At 39.4% G+C, this 20455-nt stretch carries 20 protein-coding genes; 14 read left to right on the top strand and 6 right to left on the bottom strand.

Annotated elements, in window-relative coordinates:
- Nucleotides 1–134 precede the first annotated feature (134 nt).
- Entirely contained in the window at nucleotides 135–311 is a 177-nt protein-coding gene (locus tag A3775_RS23305) for a ribbon-helix-helix domain-containing protein (RefSeq protein ID WP_082803638.1), read from the bottom strand.
- Between the two features lie 114 nt (nucleotides 312–425).
- Here A3775_RS23305 and A3775_RS25170 point away from each other — a divergent pair, with 114 nt between their 5' ends.
- The 7 genes from A3775_RS25170 (at nucleotide 426) to A3775_RS00155 (ending at nucleotide 5067) form a co-directional block, all read left to right on the top strand.
- A complete protein-coding gene (locus A3775_RS25170) occupies nucleotides 426–554 on the top strand; it encodes a hypothetical protein (protein ID WP_255363848.1) in 129 nt (42 codons plus the stop codon).
- Between the two features lie 114 nt (nucleotides 555–668).
- A complete protein-coding gene (locus tag A3775_RS00180; RefSeq protein WP_066423361.1) occupies nucleotides 669–1094 on the top strand; it encodes a hypothetical protein in 426 nt (141 codons plus the stop codon).
- Between the two features lie 16 nt (nucleotides 1095–1110).
- The gene (locus tag A3775_RS00175; protein WP_066423360.1) at nucleotides 1111–1890 is read left to right on the top strand and encodes a hypothetical protein; all 780 of its coding nucleotides are present in this window, start codon (nucleotides 1111–1113) and stop codon (nucleotides 1888–1890) included.
- Nucleotides 1891–2046: 156 nt separating this feature from the next.
- Nucleotides 2047–2745 carry a hypothetical protein gene (locus A3775_RS00170; protein ID WP_231866907.1) on the top strand — a complete coding sequence of 233 codons (699 nt, stop codon included), beginning with the start codon at nucleotides 2047–2049 and terminating at the stop codon, nucleotides 2743–2745.
- Between the two features lie 144 nt (nucleotides 2746–2889).
- On the top strand, nucleotides 2890–3471 hold the full coding sequence (locus A3775_RS00165; RefSeq protein ID WP_066423358.1) for a hypothetical protein: 582 nt from the start codon (nucleotides 2890–2892) through the stop codon (nucleotides 3469–3471).
- On the top strand, nucleotides 3461–3643 hold the full coding sequence (locus A3775_RS24840) for a hypothetical protein (RefSeq protein WP_066423357.1): 183 nt from the start codon (nucleotides 3461–3463) through the stop codon (nucleotides 3641–3643). Before A3775_RS00165 ends, A3775_RS24840 begins: the two co-directional genes overlap by 11 nt.
- A complete protein-coding gene (locus A3775_RS00155) occupies nucleotides 3643–5067 on the top strand; it encodes a hypothetical protein (RefSeq protein ID WP_066423356.1) in 1425 nt (474 codons plus the stop codon). The genes A3775_RS24840 and A3775_RS00155 overlap by 1 nt, the downstream gene beginning before the upstream one ends.
- Before the next feature lie 93 nt (nucleotides 5068–5160).
- On the opposite strand, the gene A3775_RS00150 is transcribed toward A3775_RS00155, so the two are convergent.
- The gene (locus A3775_RS00150) at nucleotides 5161–5622 is read right to left on the bottom strand and encodes a hypothetical protein (RefSeq protein WP_066423355.1); all 462 of its coding nucleotides are present in this window, start codon (nucleotides 5620–5622) and stop codon (nucleotides 5161–5163) included.
- Nucleotides 5623–5689: 67 nt separating this feature from the next.
- Between A3775_RS00150 and A3775_RS00145 the strand changes: the two genes are divergently transcribed.
- The 7 genes from A3775_RS00145 (at nucleotide 5690) to A3775_RS00120 (ending at nucleotide 11860) form a co-directional block, all read left to right on the top strand.
- The gene (locus tag A3775_RS00145) at nucleotides 5690–6523 is read left to right on the top strand and encodes a hypothetical protein (RefSeq protein WP_066423352.1); all 834 of its coding nucleotides are present in this window, start codon (nucleotides 5690–5692) and stop codon (nucleotides 6521–6523) included.
- On the top strand, nucleotides 6508–6705 hold the full coding sequence (locus A3775_RS23970) for a hypothetical protein (RefSeq protein WP_156481545.1): 198 nt from the start codon (nucleotides 6508–6510) through the stop codon (nucleotides 6703–6705). The genes A3775_RS00145 and A3775_RS23970 overlap by 16 nt, the downstream gene beginning before the upstream one ends.
- Nucleotides 6706–7590: 885 nt before the next feature.
- Nucleotides 7591–7935 (top strand): hypothetical protein, encoded by a 345-nt coding sequence (locus tag A3775_RS00135; RefSeq protein ID WP_066423349.1) that lies wholly within the window; start codon nucleotides 7591–7593, stop codon nucleotides 7933–7935.
- A 127-nt stretch (nucleotides 7936–8062) separates the two neighbouring features.
- The gene (locus A3775_RS00130) at nucleotides 8063–8827 is read left to right on the top strand and encodes a hypothetical protein (RefSeq protein ID WP_066423348.1); all 765 of its coding nucleotides are present in this window, start codon (nucleotides 8063–8065) and stop codon (nucleotides 8825–8827) included.
- 646 nt (nucleotides 8828–9473) lie between these two features.
- Nucleotides 9474–9644, top strand: coding sequence for a hypothetical protein (locus A3775_RS23965; RefSeq protein WP_156481544.1), 171 nt, complete (start codon nucleotides 9474–9476; stop codon nucleotides 9642–9644).
- 308 nt (nucleotides 9645–9952) lie between these two features.
- Nucleotides 9953–10867: a tyrosine-type recombinase/integrase gene (locus A3775_RS00125; RefSeq protein WP_066423346.1), complete on the top strand. Its 915-nt coding sequence runs from the start codon at nucleotides 9953–9955 to the stop codon at nucleotides 10865–10867.
- Between the two features lie 294 nt (nucleotides 10868–11161).
- Nucleotides 11162–11860 (top strand): hypothetical protein, encoded by a 699-nt coding sequence (locus A3775_RS00120; protein ID WP_066423344.1) that lies wholly within the window; start codon nucleotides 11162–11164, stop codon nucleotides 11858–11860.
- A gap of 682 nt (nucleotides 11861–12542) precedes the next feature.
- Here A3775_RS00120 and A3775_RS00115 read toward each other — a convergent pair.
- The 4 genes from A3775_RS00115 to A3775_RS00100 form a co-directional block, all read right to left on the bottom strand.
- A complete protein-coding gene (locus A3775_RS00115) occupies nucleotides 12543–13064 on the bottom strand; it encodes a hypothetical protein (RefSeq protein WP_156481543.1) in 522 nt (173 codons plus the stop codon).
- A 209-nt stretch (nucleotides 13065–13273) separates the two neighbouring features.
- On the bottom strand, nucleotides 13274–18598 hold the full coding sequence (locus A3775_RS00110) for a DEAD/DEAH box helicase (protein WP_066423339.1): 5325 nt from the start codon (nucleotides 18596–18598) through the stop codon (nucleotides 13274–13276).
- Between the two features lie 171 nt (nucleotides 18599–18769).
- On the bottom strand, nucleotides 18770–19489 hold the full coding sequence (locus tag A3775_RS00105; protein ID WP_066423335.1) for a hypothetical protein: 720 nt from the start codon (nucleotides 19487–19489) through the stop codon (nucleotides 18770–18772).
- Nucleotides 19486–20382, bottom strand: coding sequence for a hypothetical protein (locus A3775_RS00100; RefSeq protein WP_066423333.1), 897 nt, complete (start codon nucleotides 20380–20382; stop codon nucleotides 19486–19488). Before A3775_RS00100 ends, A3775_RS00105 begins: the two co-directional genes overlap by 4 nt.
- Between the last annotated feature and the right edge of the window lie 73 nt (nucleotides 20383–20455).

Genomic DNA, 20455 nt, shown 5'->3' with positions numbered 1-20455 from the left:
TAGGGCATTACCATCCACAATGGCTTTTTCAGGCTCTAGGATGAATTGTTAAATTTTTGTTTAGTCACATTTTTACCCTAAATAATTTAATTTCGCTTCTTGTGACAGGAGCTTTCTGGCGATCGCATAGATAGCTATTTTTTCTTTTTAGGTGTGTACTCTCCCTTCTCCTTCGCTTGGCGTACTCCGGTTTCCACTAAAAATGATGCAAGGTTGGCGGTAGGTCTGCCTTGCTGGTCGGCCCAGTCCTCCAGTTCGTCAAAAACCGAGTCGGGAACAGTTATCGTAAATCTTTTACTCACATCACGCATAGTATTACATTTGCATCTTATTTTAGTCACAAAGAGTATATAGGTTCTTGGAAATCATCTTATCAGACTTAAATTGCATCTTGTAAGATTGCAATTAGATGTTATAATAGCACTATGCCGAGTTTATGCGATCGCACTGAATCCCCAAAAGCTTTTCGTGCTTGGAAAGTGCTGGATTTAGCAGCTAACTGGGTAATTCAAAACCAGCATATTTACTCAAAAGTGAAGATTTGCACTGCTTAAGACTCAGGGTGAGTAATACACATACGCATGATGTGAAATACAAGTAAGCGAGATGCGAATACTTCATAGGGAATTTATGCAAATTACCACTAGAGCATATTGCATATATGGACTATGGAAGAATCCCGAATCATTTATGAGACTTTGGTAGGTGCAAGAGTATCTGACACCCATTGGTGGAGAGTCAAAAAAGTAATGAATAGTTGTGAACTGCCACTCTCCAAATATGGGTTTGAACTGTTCTTATCACTGAAGAAAACATCACCTAGACACTTCACCCAATACCATCTGGTAAAAGGATTAATCAACAAACAAATAGAACCATTACTAGGTGAGGGTTTATCGGGTGAGGAATTTTTAAAGATTCTAGAGAAAGTGAATGTAAAACCACACCAAAGTACAATCAGCAGATGGTTTAAACCCATCGGAGGTTATAAAGCAACCGGATTTTATAGCAAATCTGCCTTACTTCCGATCGCTATTACTGCTCTCATCTACAAAGCTAAAAATCAATCATCACAACTTGCAAAAGTCAGTTAATTAAGGAGTATTTTACATGGTGGCAACAATTGCAAAACGTATTCAATCACGACTATCTAGAAAAGGATTGAAGGTAACTTCAGGTGAAATTCGGGTTATCTACAACCAAATAGTTGTAGATGCTGATAATCCAACTGATGAAGAAGTTGACGCAATATTTCAACACTTTATGAACAACGCAACTAAACTAACAGTAATTGCTGATGAACTAGAACCAACCACCCCAGAAGTAGAAGAAACATCCATCTGTGTAGGTGGTGAAACTGGAAACATTCAACCAACTATCACGGAAGAAATGGAAACTTTAACCAGTGATATAGACAAGCATCTAGATACACGTCTAGACAATCAACATAACCAAGATACTGAAGAATTAGCACCTATATCTTCATCCCAGTACAAAGCAGAACAAGCCGCCCTAGCAGTTCAAGACAAAGCTGAATTAGTATCTACGACTGCTCAAAACATGGGCATCGAACTACAGCTTGGCGAAGTTGAATCTATCGCAGATCATCTCAACTACTCCGGCGACTCACTAGAAGAAGGCATAGGAGAAATTAGACAAGCCATTACCGCCTTCGTCGCCTACAAAGCACAAATTAACCAGCAAAAAATAGACAGCATGGTTGATGAAGTCCGGCACGTGTTAGTGCGTACCAATGCCGAAACTTCTCAGCATTTGAATGATGGACTAAACCAGATAGCAAAAGACATTAATCAGGCTAATACAGACTTCAAAAGCCAAGTCAAAACAGCCCTTAAATGCTTTGCAATTAAGGGTATCAAAGCAGGATAACACCTTAAAACTCAGGTTTAATCCAGTTCTAATTCTGTTAGTTATTACCCTACTATCAGGTCTAGTTGTATTTGATAATCTCCGATTCAATAGCAGGGTGATAAAGCCTCAGCACCGCTATTTCAATGACCCAAATACCTATTTGGATATACCAGAATGAATCAACCAATGAATCAACCAATGAATCAACCAACAAAGCTACAAAACACACCCAAGCTAAAAAACCATGTTGCCCCAAAAGGTAAACGTTTGAGCCAAGTGCTAGGCTCAAAATTCGGCGTAACACTTGCAGACTTCGATAAAGCTATGCAAGGGGATATTGTATCGGCTCAAAAGATTGGGGAACTAGCAAGACTTGGCAGATTATCAGCAGAATTAGCCCCCAAACTAGCACAAGCCTACATCGAGATTATCAATGGCAGTGAAGCGTATAACAAGGCAACTGCTGACATTCTTCTACAAGCTGGTAAGAGTGCCATCGCCATAGATAAAGCAGCATCTCAAGTAATGCTGGGTAACACCAAATACGCACACCAGCGAAAAGAATTAGCAGCAGAGTTTGTTAATTCGAGAAATGCAGAAAATACCCGTCATCAATACCAGATGAATTATACCGAAATCAGAGGCTACATCGATGCTCATTTAGTCGCTGTTGACAACCAAACTGCACTAATTGAGCAATCTAACAGACCAGAAATTAAACAGATTGCTGCTAACGAACAAGTACAAAACAGACAACTAAACGAAGCTTTGAGTAAAGGAGATGAAGCGAGATATGACTTAATTCCTCAAAAAAATTACAGTACAGGAATCAAAGGTAAATTACTCGAATTCAAAGCAGCATTAGGCTTCTAGTTTTAATCCCCTGCTAACAAGGGTGTAGGGGGTAGGGTGTGGGGTGTAGTGAACCCCATATTAAAAGTAGGGGCTTCCAGGAATTCGATGCTCTTCTTTTCCCTACACCCTACACCCCACACCCCACACCCTGTTCAAAGTCTTATGATAGCACCCTTACCCCCTAATCTAGATGATATTGACGCAGAGCAGGATAATCAGCTAAACCAAGAAACTGCGAGATATTTAAACCACATCGAATCTAAACTTTATGCAGATATTCAAGCAAGAAAGCGTATAGATAGCGGTTTACTGTTTATCGCGTGTCAGTTTAGCTCCTGTTCCCTCAGTTGGCTACTGTTTCACCTACAGGTAACATTATCAATCATCCAGTTAGCAAGCTTTTGTTTATCCTGTTTACCAGGATTAATTGATGTAGGCGATAGTTTTAACTTTTCAATTTCCTCTGTAGAGTGGGAATTTTCGCTAGGTAATAAACCATTAGTGGGTATAGTCAAGCTAGGTTTAGGGATAGGTGTTAGCTGGCAGGGTACAGCCAAGATTAGCTCAGAAGTTGCCAATACCTATGCACAGATAAACCAAACTTATGATGAGATTAGAACGAATGAGGGGTTAAGCTTTCAACTCCCAAATATTGCAGCTAGTTTACTGCTAATAATGTCAGCACTGACATTGATAGCAATATTGAAAAAATTCGCTACAGGAGATAAGCAAGATGAGGTTTAAAGGTAATTGGGGATGCTTCCAATTATTTGTTAGCAGTTTGGTGACATTGATATTTATTAACTATTTAGTAACAGGGTTTATTGATGTAGTCTTAAATGTCAACAACCTGCTTGAATGGGTGCAAAAGTCGGGTGTAGGTGAAGTAATTTACCGAATGGTTAGGGGTAGGTAATGCAAGAGATACGAGACTTTAACACAAAGTTAGTTAAACAACGTCGTAGTTCTACAATCTTAGTTGGTTTACTCCTAGCTTCTGGTTTTACCCTATCCATACCCATGTTCAGCGATAGTATAAAGTTTGAGGAAACTTTATACTGTCATGCCCAAAGCAGTTGTAAAGGTGCGGATATTAAGAGGGGTATTAGTTTCTTAATCGACCGCGAACGCCGTAACCAATTGTTTGATAGCAACATCAAGGTATTGAGAATCTTACCCCCAGAAGATGACAAGGCAGTTGTTTGGGGTGTAGCTTCCAGTTTATTTTTATTAACTGCTTACGGCGTATCTAAATCTCTTACCAACCACCAAGAAAAGGCAATACATAGCCAGTTTAAGTTACTCAAAATACAGGCACTTGAAAACGATTTAAGAGAGCAATCACACCTTGATATATATGGTTTCAGCAAACAAAATCAGGCTGAGATTACAAAGCAAGCTATAGCTAGACAAACCCAAGAAACTATCGAGGCTATGAAGACCCCTGGTGAGGTACAGTTAGACCACCTCAATGGTCAACTACAGGGTGAATTGGCAGTCAAAAATCATGAATTGCAATTATCAGCAATGGAAAGAGAAATTGCTGATAATAATTTAGCAACGGCTGAAACCAACAAGAAAATTGAGAAGATAAGCAACAGTAGCAAGGATAGCAAAACTACTGCTCAAGTCTCCCCAGATGAACAGCTTAAACTGTCTCTTGTAGATGCCCTTAAGAGCCATGAAGATGGTTATTTGTGGAAAATTATTAGCTCACTTAAACCACTATGGTTAATTGGTAATCAAGGTAGTGGGAAGACATACACAGCATCAGCCATAGCATTGATTAGAAAATATTGCCTTGATGCCCCAATCTATTACCTTATAGACCGTCATGCAACTGGAGATAATGCCGATGTGTGGAAATTTATAGGCAGTCAAAACATTGCACAGTCAGAAGATGAAATATCAACAGCTATGGCTGATTGTGGACAGTATTGGCTTGACAGAATTAAGTCTAAACCTACTGCTAAAACTCAAATCTTGGTAGACGAATTTACCAACCTACGCGGGTTAGTTGGAGATATTGCAGATACTTTCTTCAAACTTAGCTTGACGGATACCAGGAAAGCTAAATCATTCTTGCTGGGGATAACCCACAACGACACTAACGAATCTTTTGCCCCTGGTACGGCTGGCACTCGTAAAGCTGGGATGATTTTAATTGAGAAGTTTTCGGCTAACGGCGAAACACCACTTAACAGAATTGTTGTGAAGTATGGACTTGTAGATGAACAAGGTAACAGCTTGGAAGATGTAGAAAAGACTTTACCAAGTTGGTTTCACCCGGAGAAAATTTACCAACACTTCAACGGTAAGCCATTAAACTTTGATGAGTAGCGACTGCCCTAACATTAGTCCCGTTTCTGGGACAAGCACAAAAGCCATAACCATAACGAGAGCCGCGATAGTTTTTATGCTTGATTGCTAGTGCTAACTTTTAAATTCCCGCTCAAGATTTTTTGATAGGTTCTGATACCGATATTCCTGTATTACTGCTTCCAGCGCAGCAACTCGGTCTTGTAAATTTTGGTTTTGAGTTTCAAGTTCTTCAACCTTGTTGAGCAAAGCAACCTCCTCTTTTGAGTTAGGAGTTAAGGTATCGCTTTCTATACGAATGTCTATATCAGTTGCTTCACATGAAGGTGAGTTATACATGAAGTAGAAGTTTTTATTGGCTTCTAGTTTATCTACCCGTTCCTTCAATTCTTCTACACAATCCGCTATATTATATATATCATTTCCTATACTTGAAACTTCTTTTTCTGGATTTCCTAGAAAAGAGGTTAGGGCTTGAACTAGCAAATCTGTAGCAGTCGTGCGCTCTGCTGCTGCTCTATCTTGAAGTGCTTTTATTAGCTCTTCGGGAAGTTTGAAATTGGCTTGTTTTTTCATCTTTTTGTATAGCTTGTATATACACAACTATACCATTTTCCCAATCAATTAGGAAGAAGACAAAATTATGAGTCTGAGTGATTTTCTTGAACAACCAGATGTTCGTAGCAGATTTACACAAGAGTTTCCAAAGCCAAAGTTTAATGTCAAACAAGAAATCTTGGCATCGCCGCCCCCTGGTGGTGATGTTCGGTTAGTGGGGACGGCTTATGATTATCTGCTTCGGTTTTATATACAGTATCTCAACACACACGCCAAAGACAGAGGATGGGTAGCAGGAAGAGCCTTGCCTTACCTTCAAAAAATTGGGAGAAATAATTTGTACGAAAAAGCCCAAAAACTCTGGGAGAGAGTTGATCAAACTTATCAACAATTTTTGAAAGATGGACAATTTACAGATGATTTACTGGCATCATCTCTAGTGCTAGCAAAATTAGAAAGAGTATTTCGCAGTAAACGTATTGATGAAGATTGGGAAGCGATTAATGATATAGACATTCAAGACTTGCGAAATTTAGTTCAACTATTAAACCCTGAAATTTTTAAATCATCGGGCAAGATAATTCTCAATCCCAGTTGGCAAGAAGCATCACTCTTAGTAGGAGGAGCAGATGGGGATTTAATTATTGATGATTTGCTTGTCGATTTCAAAACGTCTAAAGCACTCAGTTTAGAACGCCGTCATGTAAACCAATTGATCGGATACTATGCTTTGTCTGTAATTTTTCAAAATTACCAACCAGATGCCATTGATTTAAAAAGTTTGGGAATATACTTCTCCCGCTTTGGGGTACTTTATCAATTTAATGTGGATGAAGTAATTAAGAGAGAAAGTTTCCCCAAGTTTTTAGAATGGTTTATCTTCAGAGCCGAACAATATAGCGGGTGCGGGCTAATTTAGTTTTAGTTTCTTCTGGTGTCTCATCAAGTCCGATTTCTCGGACTTATCATCATATTGCGCTTGTAGTCCCATTCCTGGGACTTTATTATGTTAATACCTTGCCGCCCATAATAAAGTTTGTGGCGATCGCTCCCCTAGATGTGGCTTTGATTTTCTACGGTTCTAGCTCACGGGTATCATAAATATTTGGACATCTTTACCTAGAATGTAATACGCCGAAACCCCCTCCCAGCAAGCCTTATCAGCGTAAATATATTGAATAAATATAGAAATATTCCGAAGTTTCGGAATACTCAAGAATGCCACCTTTATGTATTGAAGTCCCGGATCTGGGAATTGAATAAATATAGAGATATTCCGATGTCTCGGAATAGCAAGATTTTCACCTTTAGGTGTGAGTTTTCCCAGATCCGGGACAAGAAGGCGATCGCTATTTTTAGCACTACCCCAATTTCGATACACCACCTCAAAACAAAGACAGCTGCCCAGGCGATACATTCCCCCGGCGGCGTGTATGAAAACTGAGATGGCAGGCTGTGCATAACGCGCACAAGTTGTCTCTGCGATTATCTTCTGGCCTGAAATTAAAGTGATGAACTGTTAATGTTAATGCCATTCTCTGGGAACGGGTAAGATTGGAGGTATCATCACCGGGGCGAATGCACTGCAACTGACATTTAGAACATCGCCAGTCCACTGCTTGTTTCACTTCAAGGGCGATATCTGACCAGTTTGGAGGATAACGTTGCTGCGATTTTTTTGGCATTACCTGATTATAAAAATGCGTAGCTATTTAATTCCCAGTTTTTTGATAAGAGTAATTTACTATATAATCCCAAAGCAACAGGCTGATAATTTTACGCCTAATAACAACGCGCTCAGTTTGGGTCGGGCGTAGGCGCAGTCCCTCAGTGGTGCGTCGGGGCGTTCGCAGTTTGTCCCGATTTCGGGACATTCACTCTCAATCAGGGTGCTTATTTCTTTACCTGTAATTATTACTGATGACAGATGGAATAACAAAAATTATTTTGTAAGTGAAATCTAGTTAATCTTACAAAGAGTGCTTAATGTCTACACATAATCCTAAACATCATTCCATCGTAGACGGAAATATTATTTTCCACTCTAAACATTTAGGAGATGTCGTAGAAGTTCATATAGATAAAGCCAAACGCCGTTTTTACGGTATAAAACCAGATGGTATTACTGTGGTAGAACATGACGGTGATTGTGGAAGTGATTTTGCTCAACCAGTAATGCTCTATAAAATCTACTATTGCTTTGAAAACGATACCTGGGGAGTAGGATATCGCGTCAACAATAAAAAACAGTGGAGGGATGGATTTAAAACAGCTAGGGAAGCTTGGCTATATAGAGAAGTATTAATTGCTGCTGGTCAAGCAACAAAATAGATAACTGAACATGGGTACTCCTTCAAGGGAGAAAACCTTGAGGGTGCTTAATTTACGACAGACATGACTACCAGAATCATCAATGGCTTATCCAAGGTACTGCAAACACTGTGGACATCCTATTATTATGTCGGAAGTTTCTCCTGGCAACTGGCAACCTTGGGAGCCAAATGGAAGTGGTAGACACCAATGCAACTCAAATAAGTTGGCATTACCTAAGACAACTTTGCCTCTGCCTTCTTTACTAGCTAGGGCAGAAACTTACCTAACACGTTGTCCTTGGTGCAGAGAACATATCTACTATCACACTAATGGATATGGTGATTCTGTCTACTTTGATAGTCTCGGTTATCCTTGGCAAATTCATCATTGCTGGGACAAATACTGGAGAGAAAAAAAAGACAGACAGCGTGTACTCAATACACTATCAAATTTGGAGACTCTGGATCAGCAGAAGTTGCAGATTTTAATTGGAATTCTTAGTTCCATAGTAAAAGTAGAGAGTAATAGTCAACTGCTTTATATAATTGATGAAACGACTTTGGCTGAGAGATTAGGTATTTCAGTTAAGAAGTTGAAAATAGATTATGGGCATCTTTACAAGGCAGAAGTTCAAGGCATTAGACTAAACATATCTCTTCCTAGCAAGGTTGCCAAAAATTTGCAGAGCATTTCAACTAATATACTTTCAGAATTAATTTCTTGTAAATACTGTGGACAGCTAGTTTGGCAAAGAAAGTTGGCTGCTCATCTCAAAAAATGCCATCCGTTACCAACAGTAACTTGTATATATTGTAATGAAGTATTTCCTAAACCATCATTTAAGCAACATCTTGTTAAATGTATAGTTCAAAAAAAGAAAAAGAAAAGGAAGAAAAACAGACGAACATAAATGGCACGGGAGGGCTGTTTTGTCAGGATGTTTGCATCTTATGAGCTACTTATGTTGAATGCTTCTTCTTTAAACCCTATTGTGGGGACAGTTGTTGCCCAATGTGCGATTCCATAGTTTACTCGCGGCTCTTGAGTTTTATCAGGTCAGTGGAATATAGCCTCACAAAAGCCCAGTTACAACGACTGGGTTTTTTATTTTTGAGAAAGGAGAGTGCAACATCAGCGCAGTCAGATAAAGCCAATTGGCTTTGTTTTGAAACCAAAGTTAGACAGACTCCAATTAGACCCCCTAACGCAAACAGTAGGGAACTCTAACTAGCGTTCGCTGTCTTGTCCCGGATCTGGGACACTCCATTCTCCCCATGCCAAACACTGATAAGTAGTTTTTTTGCCACTCGCCATGAATAGGTTGATATCACTCACTGATAGCAGGGACTCAATCAGGAGTGTAGAACCCAGTATAGACAGTTGGGCCAGTCATTCTCCCTGTATATAAGGCAGAGTTATCAATTGCGCGGTGTAGAGAAATTTTCGGGGCGGGATTGATAAGGCCAACTTAATTGAGGGGGGTGGTTCACGAAGTAATCAGTATTTGGGAGAATGAATACTGTCGGATTTCCAGCTTATAATCAGCGTGTAATTACATGGATACAAGTAAAAAACGCAACTTTAGCCTGCGGCGTTTGGCGATACTATGTGCGATTGGTGTGGTGACTTTAATGCTTGCAGGGATATTTATTGATCGCTGGCGAGTGAGAAACGGCTGGTGCATGAGGTTTTATCCTAACGGCGATCGCAAGATGAAATACATTTGAAACTTGTTAATCGATTTTATGCTGTGACTGGTTTATGGCTCTACATTGTGATTTGGATGAATGGCAGTCCATCCTGAATCCCACCAAATCAGTTTTTTGTTGTATTCAGCCGGAAACAGGGAGAGATAAGGGACTACCCATCCGGTTTTTTACTATTTATTCCCACACAAACGCCGACTGGACTTGAATTTGCAGTACGATGCAATTACCTGGATGCGGCACTCACCCAAGGGGAGTAGTTCAATCACTGTTGTCTCCCCAAAAGCACCTGACGCACCCCCCTAGCTATATCCCTCTGTTTGTTAATCATGCCTCCAGTTGCCTTAGTACAAACAAATCAGAGAAAGCAGCTTGCTCAATTGTCCCCAGTCGATGCCCAACAACGACTGGTAGAAATGTGGTTGCATGGTAAGTCTTCTAGTACAGTGGCCGCTTATCGCAGTTACATCACTCGGTTCTTGGGGTTTTTGGGGAAGCCATTACAGTCAGTAACTGTGGAGGATTTGTTTGCTTTTTCGGAAAGTCTTGCAGAACTTGCACCCAACACCCAGACTGTTTATTTAGCTTGTATTAAATCGCTGATCAGTTTTGCTCACAAAATTGGATATATGCAATTCAATGTGGGTGCGGCTTTGAAGTTAACCAAGTCTGCCGACCGACTCAGCGAACGGCTGTTAATTCAGCGTGATATTCAAAAAATGGTTTGGGCGACAGAACAAGCTCAGTACCGCTACTCAAGGGAAAAGCAGCGAGATTTACTGATTCTGAAATTATTGTACACCAGTGGGTTAAGGGTGAGCGAGTTAACCGGATTGCAGTGGTGTAACTTAGTTGCACGGGGTAGTCAAGGGCAATTAACAGTAATTGGTAAGGGGAATAAATCGCGCTCTGTAATTATTCCCAAGGAACTATGGGCAGAATTGATGGAGTTTCGGGGTAATGCTGCTGATGATGCCCCTGTGTTTAAGAGCCGCAAGGGAGGGGGACACTTAGATAGAAGCCAAATCAACCGGATTGTGGATGCTGCTGCATCTCGTGCCGGAATTAATAAAAAAGTTTCGCCCCACTGGTTGCGTCATGCTCATGCTACCCATGCTTTAGAAGCTGGTGCAGATATTGGATTGGTGCAACAAACTTTGGGTCATGCGAATGTGGCAACTACCAGCCGCTATCTACACCACCGTCCAGATAACAGTAGTTCTCTTTACATTCCCCCACTGTAACTAACTATTGCTACGTGTTGGCTTACATATCACTGGTAGTATGCCCCAACTGGTCTTGCACCTCAAAAAGTGGTTTAATCTCCACTGCTCTGGTTGCGTGAGAGTGCCTGAGCCAGTGACAAGAAAACTTGACCTTTGCTACCTCAGATATATCCTGAATCAACCTTTTAATAGCGGGAACGCTTAATGGCAAGCCCCGTTTTTTTTGGGTCAGGGTTTACCGTTTGACGTTCTATTTACCAAACAGCGATATCTACGATAAGCTCCGCTAACGCCTGTCGGTTCGCGGACAAAATGAAAATTGTCACAGAGTTAGACCTTGCTTTCGGTTGGGAACACTACATTTGGGTAACTTCGGCCACTGAGGAAGTTAAGTCAGCAGTTGAACTACTCAGTTACTATTTACAGTTTATTAGTATGCAGTTAGGTACTAATGTGCAGTCAGATATCATCAAATTATCCTTTCAAAGTTTGCTTCTAGAGGAGTTTTTGTTAGAGCCTAATTTACGCCAGGAGTTTGGTGTACCTGAAAAGTTGGCTGAGTTGGCATTGCGTTTCTCAGACCAAGCAGCCAAAATCTTGCATCTGTTAATCGTGAGCAAAGCTGGTTTACCCATCCCGCCTGATGTGATTAAAGAAGTCGTAGCTTGGTTAGCATCTCAACGACATACAACTCTCTTTTTTAGGTCTACAGCTGACGTACTGGCAACGGCTCGCTCTGCTCAAGATAAATACAATTCCTGCTGCCGTAGCGCAATTTGTCACGCTGTTGTCGGTTCTTATGATTTCGCATTTGGAGCATTACGCATTTCGGCATCTGTTAATGACTCTTGGGCAAGACATCATCATATCTATGGGTTAATTCACGGAATTGAGAACCGTAAGGCACAGGCACAGTACGAGTTTGAGATGGCGTATGCTTATGAGCCATATTCCGAAACAAAGGTACGAATTGCCCAAGCACTAGAACTTTTGAGCAAAATAACAGGGTAGAGCTAATTTGGTTACGGGAGTAGGGAGTAGAACTGGCAGTGAATGAACGCCTGGGCATGGGAATCACAAGTGAGTATTTTGTGCGAACGCTCATGTTATGCAGTCTTTCAATCCCTGATAGGGATTATTAGGATTGCGTTCTCCATTTTTCAGAAGCATTTGGGTGGCATAGAGCCGAGATAGCTGCAAAAACGGAAATAGAGGCTGAAAAGTCCTGTCATATATAGCTTTCAGGTTTTTTGCTACCTCCAGTTTTACCTGAATACAGTCAGGCTGAATTTAGTACACAGTTACTAATAAATTTTGTTTTTGCTCTCTCAAATACCAACCTTTGGGTGAAAGTTGGCATTTGACAGCAGAGTAACATTGATTTTTTAAGGGTTTTGGGGATGAAGAAAGAAACTATTCAATCATCGAAAGTTGGTAAAAGTCAAAATTAACAACATAAATTCCCCTAAAACAGCCGCGAACGCTAGTAACTAACAGTCCCTAAACACCAAATATATCAAGGATTACAGCAATTATATAGTCTTGATACCAAATATCAAGCGACCATTTGAAGTAGCAATTTCTCTAACTACTAAAATCTTTGAAAACTAGAATTAGCAACGGTTTTCAGCCTCTATTTCCGCTTTTGCGCTTATCTCGGCTCAATGCCTATCTGACTCTGAATTATTATCATTTAAATATCTGCACCCTCTGCTAAACCTTCTGCATTTTCGCGTGGAACACCAAACTCTATAAGGGTCTGAACATCTTGGATGTAGTTGCCACCACCTTTGTAAAGCCAACGATTATTTTCTTTTTTAAACAACAGTTGACCTGCCCAACCATTTGGATTTTCTCTACTAACAATGAACCAACTTGCTAGTAACCAATCTCCGCTCATTATTAATGGTGAAACTTTAACTTTTGCACTTCGTCCTAAATAAATACCGCTCTTTTTGAAATCTTGGACAAGGTAATTAAAGACCATTTTTTTGATTGGCCTCCATTCATCATTGGCAGCACCAGGATTCATAAGTTTTTGGGCCAACCCTGGTGCAGTAAAGCTCAATTCTATCCCACTACACATAACGAGTGTTAGTGCTAGACCCAGGCTAAAAGCTGATGCAGATTTATATAATTTCATAACATTTTCCTTGCCAGTAAAAGTTTCACGGATATTGACCTCCAATTTTTCCTCGAATGTGAGGATAATCACGATGAATAATCTCGTGATAATTTAGAATTGAGCTATAATTTTGAGTAAGTTGTGAGTGATAAAAAAATCATGCAATTTTTAACAGAAGTTACACAAATTGGATAGGTTGTAAAGTTCTGTTATGCAGATGTTTAAAACCCTTAATCTTCTGTTATTTCTAACTGGATTGAGCGTGTCCTCCCATGATTTAAGGGTAGCTCAGTCTGCCCTCACAAACTCCCTAAAATCTCCAGTTTCTCACGCCAATCCTCATCATGGCGCAGGGTCAAAATTTGATAACTGGCGTTGTACCTGAGATTATCCCGCTCAATTTGGTCTTGCCTTTTCTGCTCAGGACTATCATGAACAGAGCCATCACAAAAGAGTGCGATCGCTTCCTCCTTATACACAAAATCTGGTTTACAATTTGCTTCAGGAATCAATTCCTGTGCAGCATCAGGTAGTTTATACCCACGTTGATAAATCTCCTGTAGTACCGCTCGTTCAAAATCCGAGTTCGGATCTGTTTGGGAAAGGAGCTTTTGATATTGTTCATCCCGGAACACACCTGATATTTCTACTGCACTTCCTTGCAGTTCATCCAGTAAAGGTTTAATCAGATGACGATTAATTAAAGGATGGTCAAATTGATTCCTGTAGGAAAGTAAACACTCATAGCAAGCTTGCACACAGGTATCCTTGGGTTCTAAGAAATGACAGATATCTAAAGCAGCATTGGCAATTTTTACAAAAGCATCTGCTTGTTGGAGTAGTTGAGATAAAACTCCTGCACCACCTTCTGATGCTTCCCAAAACAGCAAATATTTTCCTTCTCCTAATCTTTCTGAGTCCAGTTCATCTGGTTCTAATTTATAAACTGCTTGAATTGCTGTTTCTAGGGTATATTGGAGAGTAGCAATAAACGCTTCTTTGTTATCTTGGGGAACTTCTAAGGGTTCAATGACGAGAATATTGCAAGTGTCATCTACCATTAAGTTCACTTCTGTATGCAAGCTATCGCTGGGGACATTATTTTTTGCATCTCCCCAAATACCTGTTTTAGTATCTAATTTAAACCCACGTTCCTCGGTGTTTTTCTTCAGTCCTCTGTTAATACGCCAAATAGTTGCTGTAGCTCCGTAGGTTAATTTGAATAATGGTGTATTATCTGCTGCTAGAACTGTAGCTGATTCTTGTTTTTGAAGGGCATAGCGGAAATGGGTGGTAATGTTATAACCATACTTGAGTCGTTCTTCTTCATCGCAGGTAATACGCTCTCTTCTGCGAGTCAGTGCTGTGTCCATTGACAGGACACGATTTAATTTAGCGATATTTTGATAGGTATCTCCTTTGATCTGTGCGCCACAATTTTCGCAAGTGTCCCGAAAATTACCTTCGTGGAAATAACCGCAATTAAAGCAAACTGTCACCCGTTTATATTGGCTATCAATTCCGCCGACAGGTACTTTGGTTTTTGACACCATGAATTTGCTACCTTCATAGTAAATGATATTACTGGGTGCGAATTCACGTAAAGCGACAACACGGGGACGAGAGATAAATTCACCCCCATCATTGGTGGGAATGAATGCTCGCACAGGTAAGCGAGGGAAGTTGAACCCTGGTAAGAATCCTTCAGCAGCAAAGTAGCGGTACGGATAAAATTCAAATTCGCTATTACTCTTACCTTGGTTTAGTCCAACCAACAAGCTTCTTTGTCGTAATGCTTCTCGCTCCTGTGCTTTAGCAGTGTCATTTTCTTCTTGGGTAGCACAGCCTCTGGCATGACGATCTATAATGTCACGAGCCTTGCTTAATTGCATCACTGCTTCACGGAATAGTTCACGCCAGCGATCGCACTTTCTATCAAAGGTATTCAGTGCATTTTCTAGGGTAAATTGTAGCCAATGTACAGAATACCAAGAGGCTTTTTGTAAATCACTTTGACAGAAGGTATCTGCAAGTATTGACTGAGTTGCTTGCAGACATTCAGCTAATTTTGCAGGACTAAGTATCAATTGTTGACGGATACTTTCTTTCAGGGGATAATCAACAACATCTAAATCTAGAACTTGGTTCATGGAGTCATTTAGATACACTCCCGTATGTGCTAACCAAATTGAATACACATGAGATTGAACTAAATCTTGGTTTGCTAATTCTAGTTTGGGAGGTGCAACAGCACCAGCTACCATTTGCTGTTGACGTTGGAAGAAATATTGATCATGTCCACTACCAATAGCAGCATAAGTTATTACCAAAGCTTCCTGTCCACTTCTTCCCGCACGTCCGCTACGTTGGGCATAATTTGCGGGACTAGGGGGAACGTTCCGCAGATGGACAACACTGAGGTCAGAGATATCAATCCCCAACTCCATTGTCGGAGAACAGAATAAACTTGCTAATTCCCCTTTTCTGAATCTTTCTTCTCGTTCTTGACGTGCTTGGGTGCGTACCTGTCCGGTATGTTCTCGCCCTTCCATTGTTTGAATTTTGCGGGCATTGTTTTGATAAAATTCTTGGAAGAAGCTATTAACTGGTATCTTGGCATCCTCTTGACCCTGTAAACGCTTAGAGGTGAGTGGGTCTGGGGGAATCTCGCTTAATTTGGTAGCTTTCCAAACTAAGGCATCAATTCTCAGTTGAATTCCTGCTTTATCTTGGTATAGATAGCCAGCATCTGCCAGGGCATTAACAAAAGTAGTGATTAAATTACTGTACTCCACTTCTGTTAACACTTCACTGCGGAGTGACCAAGCTTTGGGAGAACGCAAAAATCTACCGATTTTACTTTTGGTGGTGAGTTTAACTTTAGCTTTTTCGTTAGTGCCACTGGCGATTGTTGCCCAAGTTGCTTGGTGTAACTGTTCGTTTTCATCAAATACCCAAGGTTCTTTAATTGCTTGGAAAACTTCTCGAATCAGTGAATCTCTTTGGTCTGGTTGTAGCAATTTGGCATCAACAGCTAATTCCCGACGCAGATGATTCAATAAAGCTTGTGCAGCAATAAATCGTTCTTGGGGGGAAGCTTGCAGAAGCACAGGGTGACGGTGTTTTTGCCACAAGGCGGGTTCAGCGCAGATATCTTGTAGTCCATCATATTGAATCACCAATAGTCCGCACTGTTCCAAATTCGGTTGGACAATACGCCATCCCCGACGTAAATCTTCATAGAGACGATATTCAATTAGTTTCCGAAAAGCGTCTTCATTGCGCTGTTTACCTCTGCCAAATTCTGCTACTTCTTTGGCATACTCTGCTTGAGTTAGTCCCATTTGTTTGATAACTTCACTCACTAATTCACTATGAGTAAGTTGTCCTTTACTTTGCAATGCACCTAATAAAGCAGCACGTAAAAAACTCGTTTGTACAAAATCATTAAAATGCCCTGCTTGTAATGAGGCATCCTGGCGATTATCGGTAAAACTGAGAATTTTTGCGGCTTGGGCTTTTTCGCCTGTGAAAACTTGTTTTAAACGGCTGACAGTGGATAAACAGAGGAGGGTGGTAGCGGTACTTCTACCTTCACTACTCAAGCGCGAAAGTTTGGTAAATTCGTTTTTATTTCCATCATGAACTACACCACAGTTTAAACACACGCGAAATGGTCTAGGAACAAACCAACAAGTAGTTCCCTGTAATGGGGAAGTTGTAACTTTTCCGTTGGGGAGAATTTGTAATTTTTGGGGAATGAATTTAGCATAATCTTTTTTAGGAACTCGTCCTTTCTTTTTGGTTTCGGTAAACCAGGAGTCAGGAAGTCTTTCTTCATCTTTATAAGCATCCCAAAGTCCTGGTTCGTCTAAAGTAAGATAACCTGCTTGGATATCAGCATATTCGGGACTAATGTCTAAAGCTGTGGGGAGTTGGGGAAGGACTATTTGTTTGTCGTTGTTGTAGTTGACGACATAATAATCATGTCCGCATTCCCGACAAAAGACGAGGGGATAAAGTAAACGTTCTTCTGTGGTGGTATATTGTCCTTCTAGGGTGAGGAAGCGTTGTGCTGGAGTTTCAATCGTAGAGTAAACGCTACCACCTTGGGAGATAAATTGATGGAGTCTAAATGCTAAACCTTTGACTTTACTTCCCCATAAAAACATCTGTTTGAGAACATTAAGACAAGTTTCTGGGGGAAGTTGGGTTTGATTAGCTAATGCTTCTGCACCTGCTTCTAGGGTGATGGGTGTACGTCGGACAAGATGACCTTGTTTATCTTCTAAACCAAAGGTCATTTCTATCCAGTAACTTAAAGGATGGTTTTGGAAATTCTCTAGTGTCTGTTCTGCTTCTGGTGGTAAACCTTTGTCAATGCTTTCTTGCAGTTCTGTAATGGTAGGTTCAGGACGTTTAATGGAACGTTCTAAAGTTTCGTCAATGACGTTATCAGGTTTAATTTCGACACCAAATAATTTACTCGCTACATCTGCAACTACTTGACGACGTTGTGTGCGTGTTCCTTCTGTGGACATGGTAGCACTTGTGCCAATACATAATAAATTTTGTCCACAGCGTTGACGTAATTTTCTAATTAATATCGCTACATCTGCACCTTGTCTACCTCTATAAGTATGCAGTTCATCTAATACGAGAAATTTTAATTCTGGGGAAGCAACGAGTTTTTCTTCTTGGGTGCGGGAAAGCATTAATTCCAGCATCACATAGTTAGTTAATAATATGTGAGGTGGGTTATTTTGAATTTCCGTTTTTATAGTTAAGCTTTCTTGTCCGGTGTATTTAGCAACGCGAATATGACTATTAGGAACGTTGTTGAGGAATTTCTTTAATTCTTCTTCTTGGGAGTTAATCAGGGCATTCATGGGATATACTAATATTGCCCTAACTCCTTGAATATCTGGATGTCGTAGTAAGTCATCAAAAATAGGTACAACATAAGTCATACTTTTCCCTGAACCTGTACCCGTTGTTAATACATAAGGTTCTTGTTTTTGGGCAGTTTCAAATGCTTGTTTTTGATGGAAATGGAAGTGAAAGGGATTACCATTTTTAGAGAAGTATTGAATACAGTCAGGATGGAGAATACCGTTTTTGACTAATTCATTGACTGTTGCACCAGGACGATATTTAGGATTTAATTGTACTAGGGGATTTGTCCAAAGTTGTCCTTTTTCTAGTTCTTGATTAACAAATTCTTCGACTCTGGTATCACGTATTTTTAAGAAGCTTTCTATATAACGGCGATAATCGCCTATAATTTCATTACGGAAGTTGAATATATCAAGGGAATCAGGAGTTGATAGTGGAGATGTAGTTGTTTGTTGGGTGGGTGTGCGTCCTAAGCGTTGATCAATGTATTGATAAAGTTGGTTAATAAAGGTGTCCGTGAGGGTGTTAGTGTCAAAGATTTCTGTGAGTTCTCTATAATCCCATTCTTGGGGAATATGGGTAAAAATTAGGTTTAGTTGTTCAGAGGTGACAGAAGCGATATTAGTACAATCAACCAATGCTAATTTTTGTCCTATAAGGGAACTAATAGATAATATTGCAGCTTCTGGTTGTTGTAATAGTTCTTGTAGTTTGACTGGTATTTTCATTGTCTGAATTAGGATTTACGTGATTTAAGGATTTACAAAATTATGGTTAGCCTCAAGATTTAAGGTATTTGGCGATTTCTGGATGTTTGTTTGATATCAATGAAATAATTGGACTGATAGCTAAACATAATCAATCATCCTGTTCACCCTAATTCAGATATTGAATTTTCATTAACTATGATGAATTTCCTGTTTTTGACGTATAAATTGGGAACGTCTCTTTTTGACGATTTCAGGGATATATTCATTTTTATTATCTTGTCCCTCAAATCCTAATCTTAAATAGACATTACCTCCTATTCCTGGTATTACTTCACCTTCTTGGGTGCGTTCATCGTCTTTAGCAAAATAAAGAAATTCAAATTTACTATAGATATTTTCGTCAAATTCATCTTTGAGTTTTTGTTCTGCATTTTTATAAATGACAGGTGCAACTATAAATATTTTCTCTGGTTCTATTTTTTGAATCAAGTTCACTAAGTTAGTTCTGACTACACAAGCACCAGAAATAATAGATTTAATGACAATCAAATACTGAACCTTTTCATGGGTAGGTTCTTGATATTTTTTGAGGATGGGAGCTACTTTTAAATCTTCGATTTCAAAGGGAGAAAATCGCTTGTTCCAAAAACAAGCAAAGCCAATATTGTGATAATGATTTTCTAATTTTGAAAGTATGCCTTTAGCTAAAAAATCAGCATCTTCTACTGTACAAGCAAGGTATATATCAGGATTTTTATTATTAATTTTAGATACTAAAAATTTACCAAGATTACTACCTAACTTGGTCATAGTTTCTTTGTACAGGTCTGGATTCACGTTCTTATTGGCTAATGTTTCCAGTAATTTCTGAACGTCTTGATTACAAATGTCTGAATATAGCCTAGTCATATCAAGAACACCTCCAATTCTTCAAAGGAAGTGGGGCGATTTTTTTTAATAAGTTCCTGAAATTTTTGAAACCTTGGTGTTTCGATACTGTAATATAATGTTCCTGCATTTAGTCCGTCAAAATACTCCCATTGTAAAAAGCCTCTGGTTAAATTATATGTGAAACCGTCTATTTTATCAAAGATTTCTTTTATTTCTGGGTCTAGCTGTAGTTCTGTTTTAAAGGAACGAATATATGAAGGAATGAAGTTTTGAGCTTTTTTGAGAATATCCATAATAGGTACTTTAGATTTTTCACTAGCTACCCAAGCACCTAGTAAAACTGTAGCCAAACATTCAAGTTTATCTGGTTCTGGGTTTTCAAAAGCACATAAATATTCTAATGAATGTCTAAAATCAGGTTCTTGAGCAATTATTTTAGGCAAACTATCGGCAAAATAGAAGTAAATAACTTGGCTATAGTCTTTAATATCATTGGGTATGTTCGCTTGTAATTTATCTTGGAGTTCTAAGGAAGAAACTACAAGCGCAAGTTCTGATTCTTTAGAAATTGATTTGTTTAATTCATACTGTTTTTTAAAGTCGTCATTTATGGATTTTTCTCCTGTTCCCCAAGTAATATTAGAACTATTTTTTAGTTGATAGTGTTGCAGTGTGTTTTCTGAGACAAGTTCAATAATTAAGTCATCAATAAAAGATAGACATTGGCTTAATAAATAAATTTCTGTTTCTTTTTCTATAACGTTTTTAGATAATGATGATATTTTGTAGATAGCAAAAACGTTTTCGTAAGTGTTACCTTTGCTGTTGCTAACACCACCTGTATTTTTATTTTTTATGTATTCTACCGCTTTGTTTCCAAATAGGTTTTTGATTTGGTCTTCTGTATACATGAATATTTTTTGTCTGAATCAGGATGTCCAGGATTTAAGGATTTACAGGATGTTATTGATAAATTATTGGTGA

The sequence above is a fragment of the Anabaena sp. 4-3 genome, from assembly GCF_001597745.1.
GTDB lineage: Bacteria > Cyanobacteriota > Cyanobacteriia > Cyanobacteriales > Nostocaceae > Trichormus.
Note: the sequence above shows the minus strand (reverse complement) of the source record. Positions and strands in the feature narration are given on the sequence as shown.

Coding starts and splice junctions, on each gene's coding strand:
- A3775_RS00120 (WP_066423344.1), top strand. CDS start 11,162: ATGAAAATTGTCACAGAGTTAGACCTTGCTTTCGGTTGGGAACACTAC.
- A3775_RS00145 (WP_066423352.1), top strand. CDS start 5,690: ATGAGTCTGAGTGATTTTCTTGAACAACCAGATGTTCGTAGCAGATTT.
- A3775_RS00180 (WP_066423361.1), top strand. CDS start 669: ATGGAAGAATCCCGAATCATTTATGAGACTTTGGTAGGTGCAAGAGTA.
- A3775_RS00100 (WP_066423333.1), bottom strand. CDS start 20,382: ATGTATACAGAAGACCAAATCAAAAACCTATTTGGAAACAAAGCGGTA.
- A3775_RS00165 (WP_066423358.1), top strand. CDS start 2,890: ATGATAGCACCCTTACCCCCTAATCTAGATGATATTGACGCAGAGCAG.
- A3775_RS23305 (WP_082803638.1), bottom strand. CDS start 311: ATGCGTGATGTGAGTAAAAGATTTACGATAACTGTTCCCGACTCGGTT.
- A3775_RS00110 (WP_066423339.1), bottom strand. CDS start 18,598: ATGAAAATACCAGTCAAACTACAAGAACTATTACAACAACCAGAAGCT.
- A3775_RS00175 (WP_066423360.1), top strand. CDS start 1,111: ATGGTGGCAACAATTGCAAAACGTATTCAATCACGACTATCTAGAAAA.
- A3775_RS00135 (WP_066423349.1), top strand. CDS start 7,591: ATGTCTACACATAATCCTAAACATCATTCCATCGTAGACGGAAATATT.
- A3775_RS00125 (WP_066423346.1), top strand. CDS start 9,953: ATGCCTCCAGTTGCCTTAGTACAAACAAATCAGAGAAAGCAGCTTGCT.
- A3775_RS00150 (WP_066423355.1), bottom strand. CDS start 5,622: ATGAAAAAACAAGCCAATTTCAAACTTCCCGAAGAGCTAATAAAAGCA.
- A3775_RS24840 (WP_066423357.1), top strand. CDS start 3,461: ATGAGGTTTAAAGGTAATTGGGGATGCTTCCAATTATTTGTTAGCAGT.
- A3775_RS00170 (WP_231866907.1), top strand. CDS start 2,047: ATGAATCAACCAATGAATCAACCAATGAATCAACCAACAAAGCTACAA.
- A3775_RS00155 (WP_066423356.1), top strand. CDS start 3,643: ATGCAAGAGATACGAGACTTTAACACAAAGTTAGTTAAACAACGTCGT.
- A3775_RS25170 (WP_255363848.1), top strand. CDS start 426: ATGCCGAGTTTATGCGATCGCACTGAATCCCCAAAAGCTTTTCGTGCT.
- A3775_RS00105 (WP_066423335.1), bottom strand. CDS start 19,489: ATGACTAGGCTATATTCAGACATTTGTAATCAAGACGTTCAGAAATTA.
- A3775_RS23965 (WP_156481544.1), top strand. CDS start 9,474: ATGGATACAAGTAAAAAACGCAACTTTAGCCTGCGGCGTTTGGCGATA.
- A3775_RS00130 (WP_066423348.1), top strand. CDS start 8,063: ATGTCGGAAGTTTCTCCTGGCAACTGGCAACCTTGGGAGCCAAATGGA.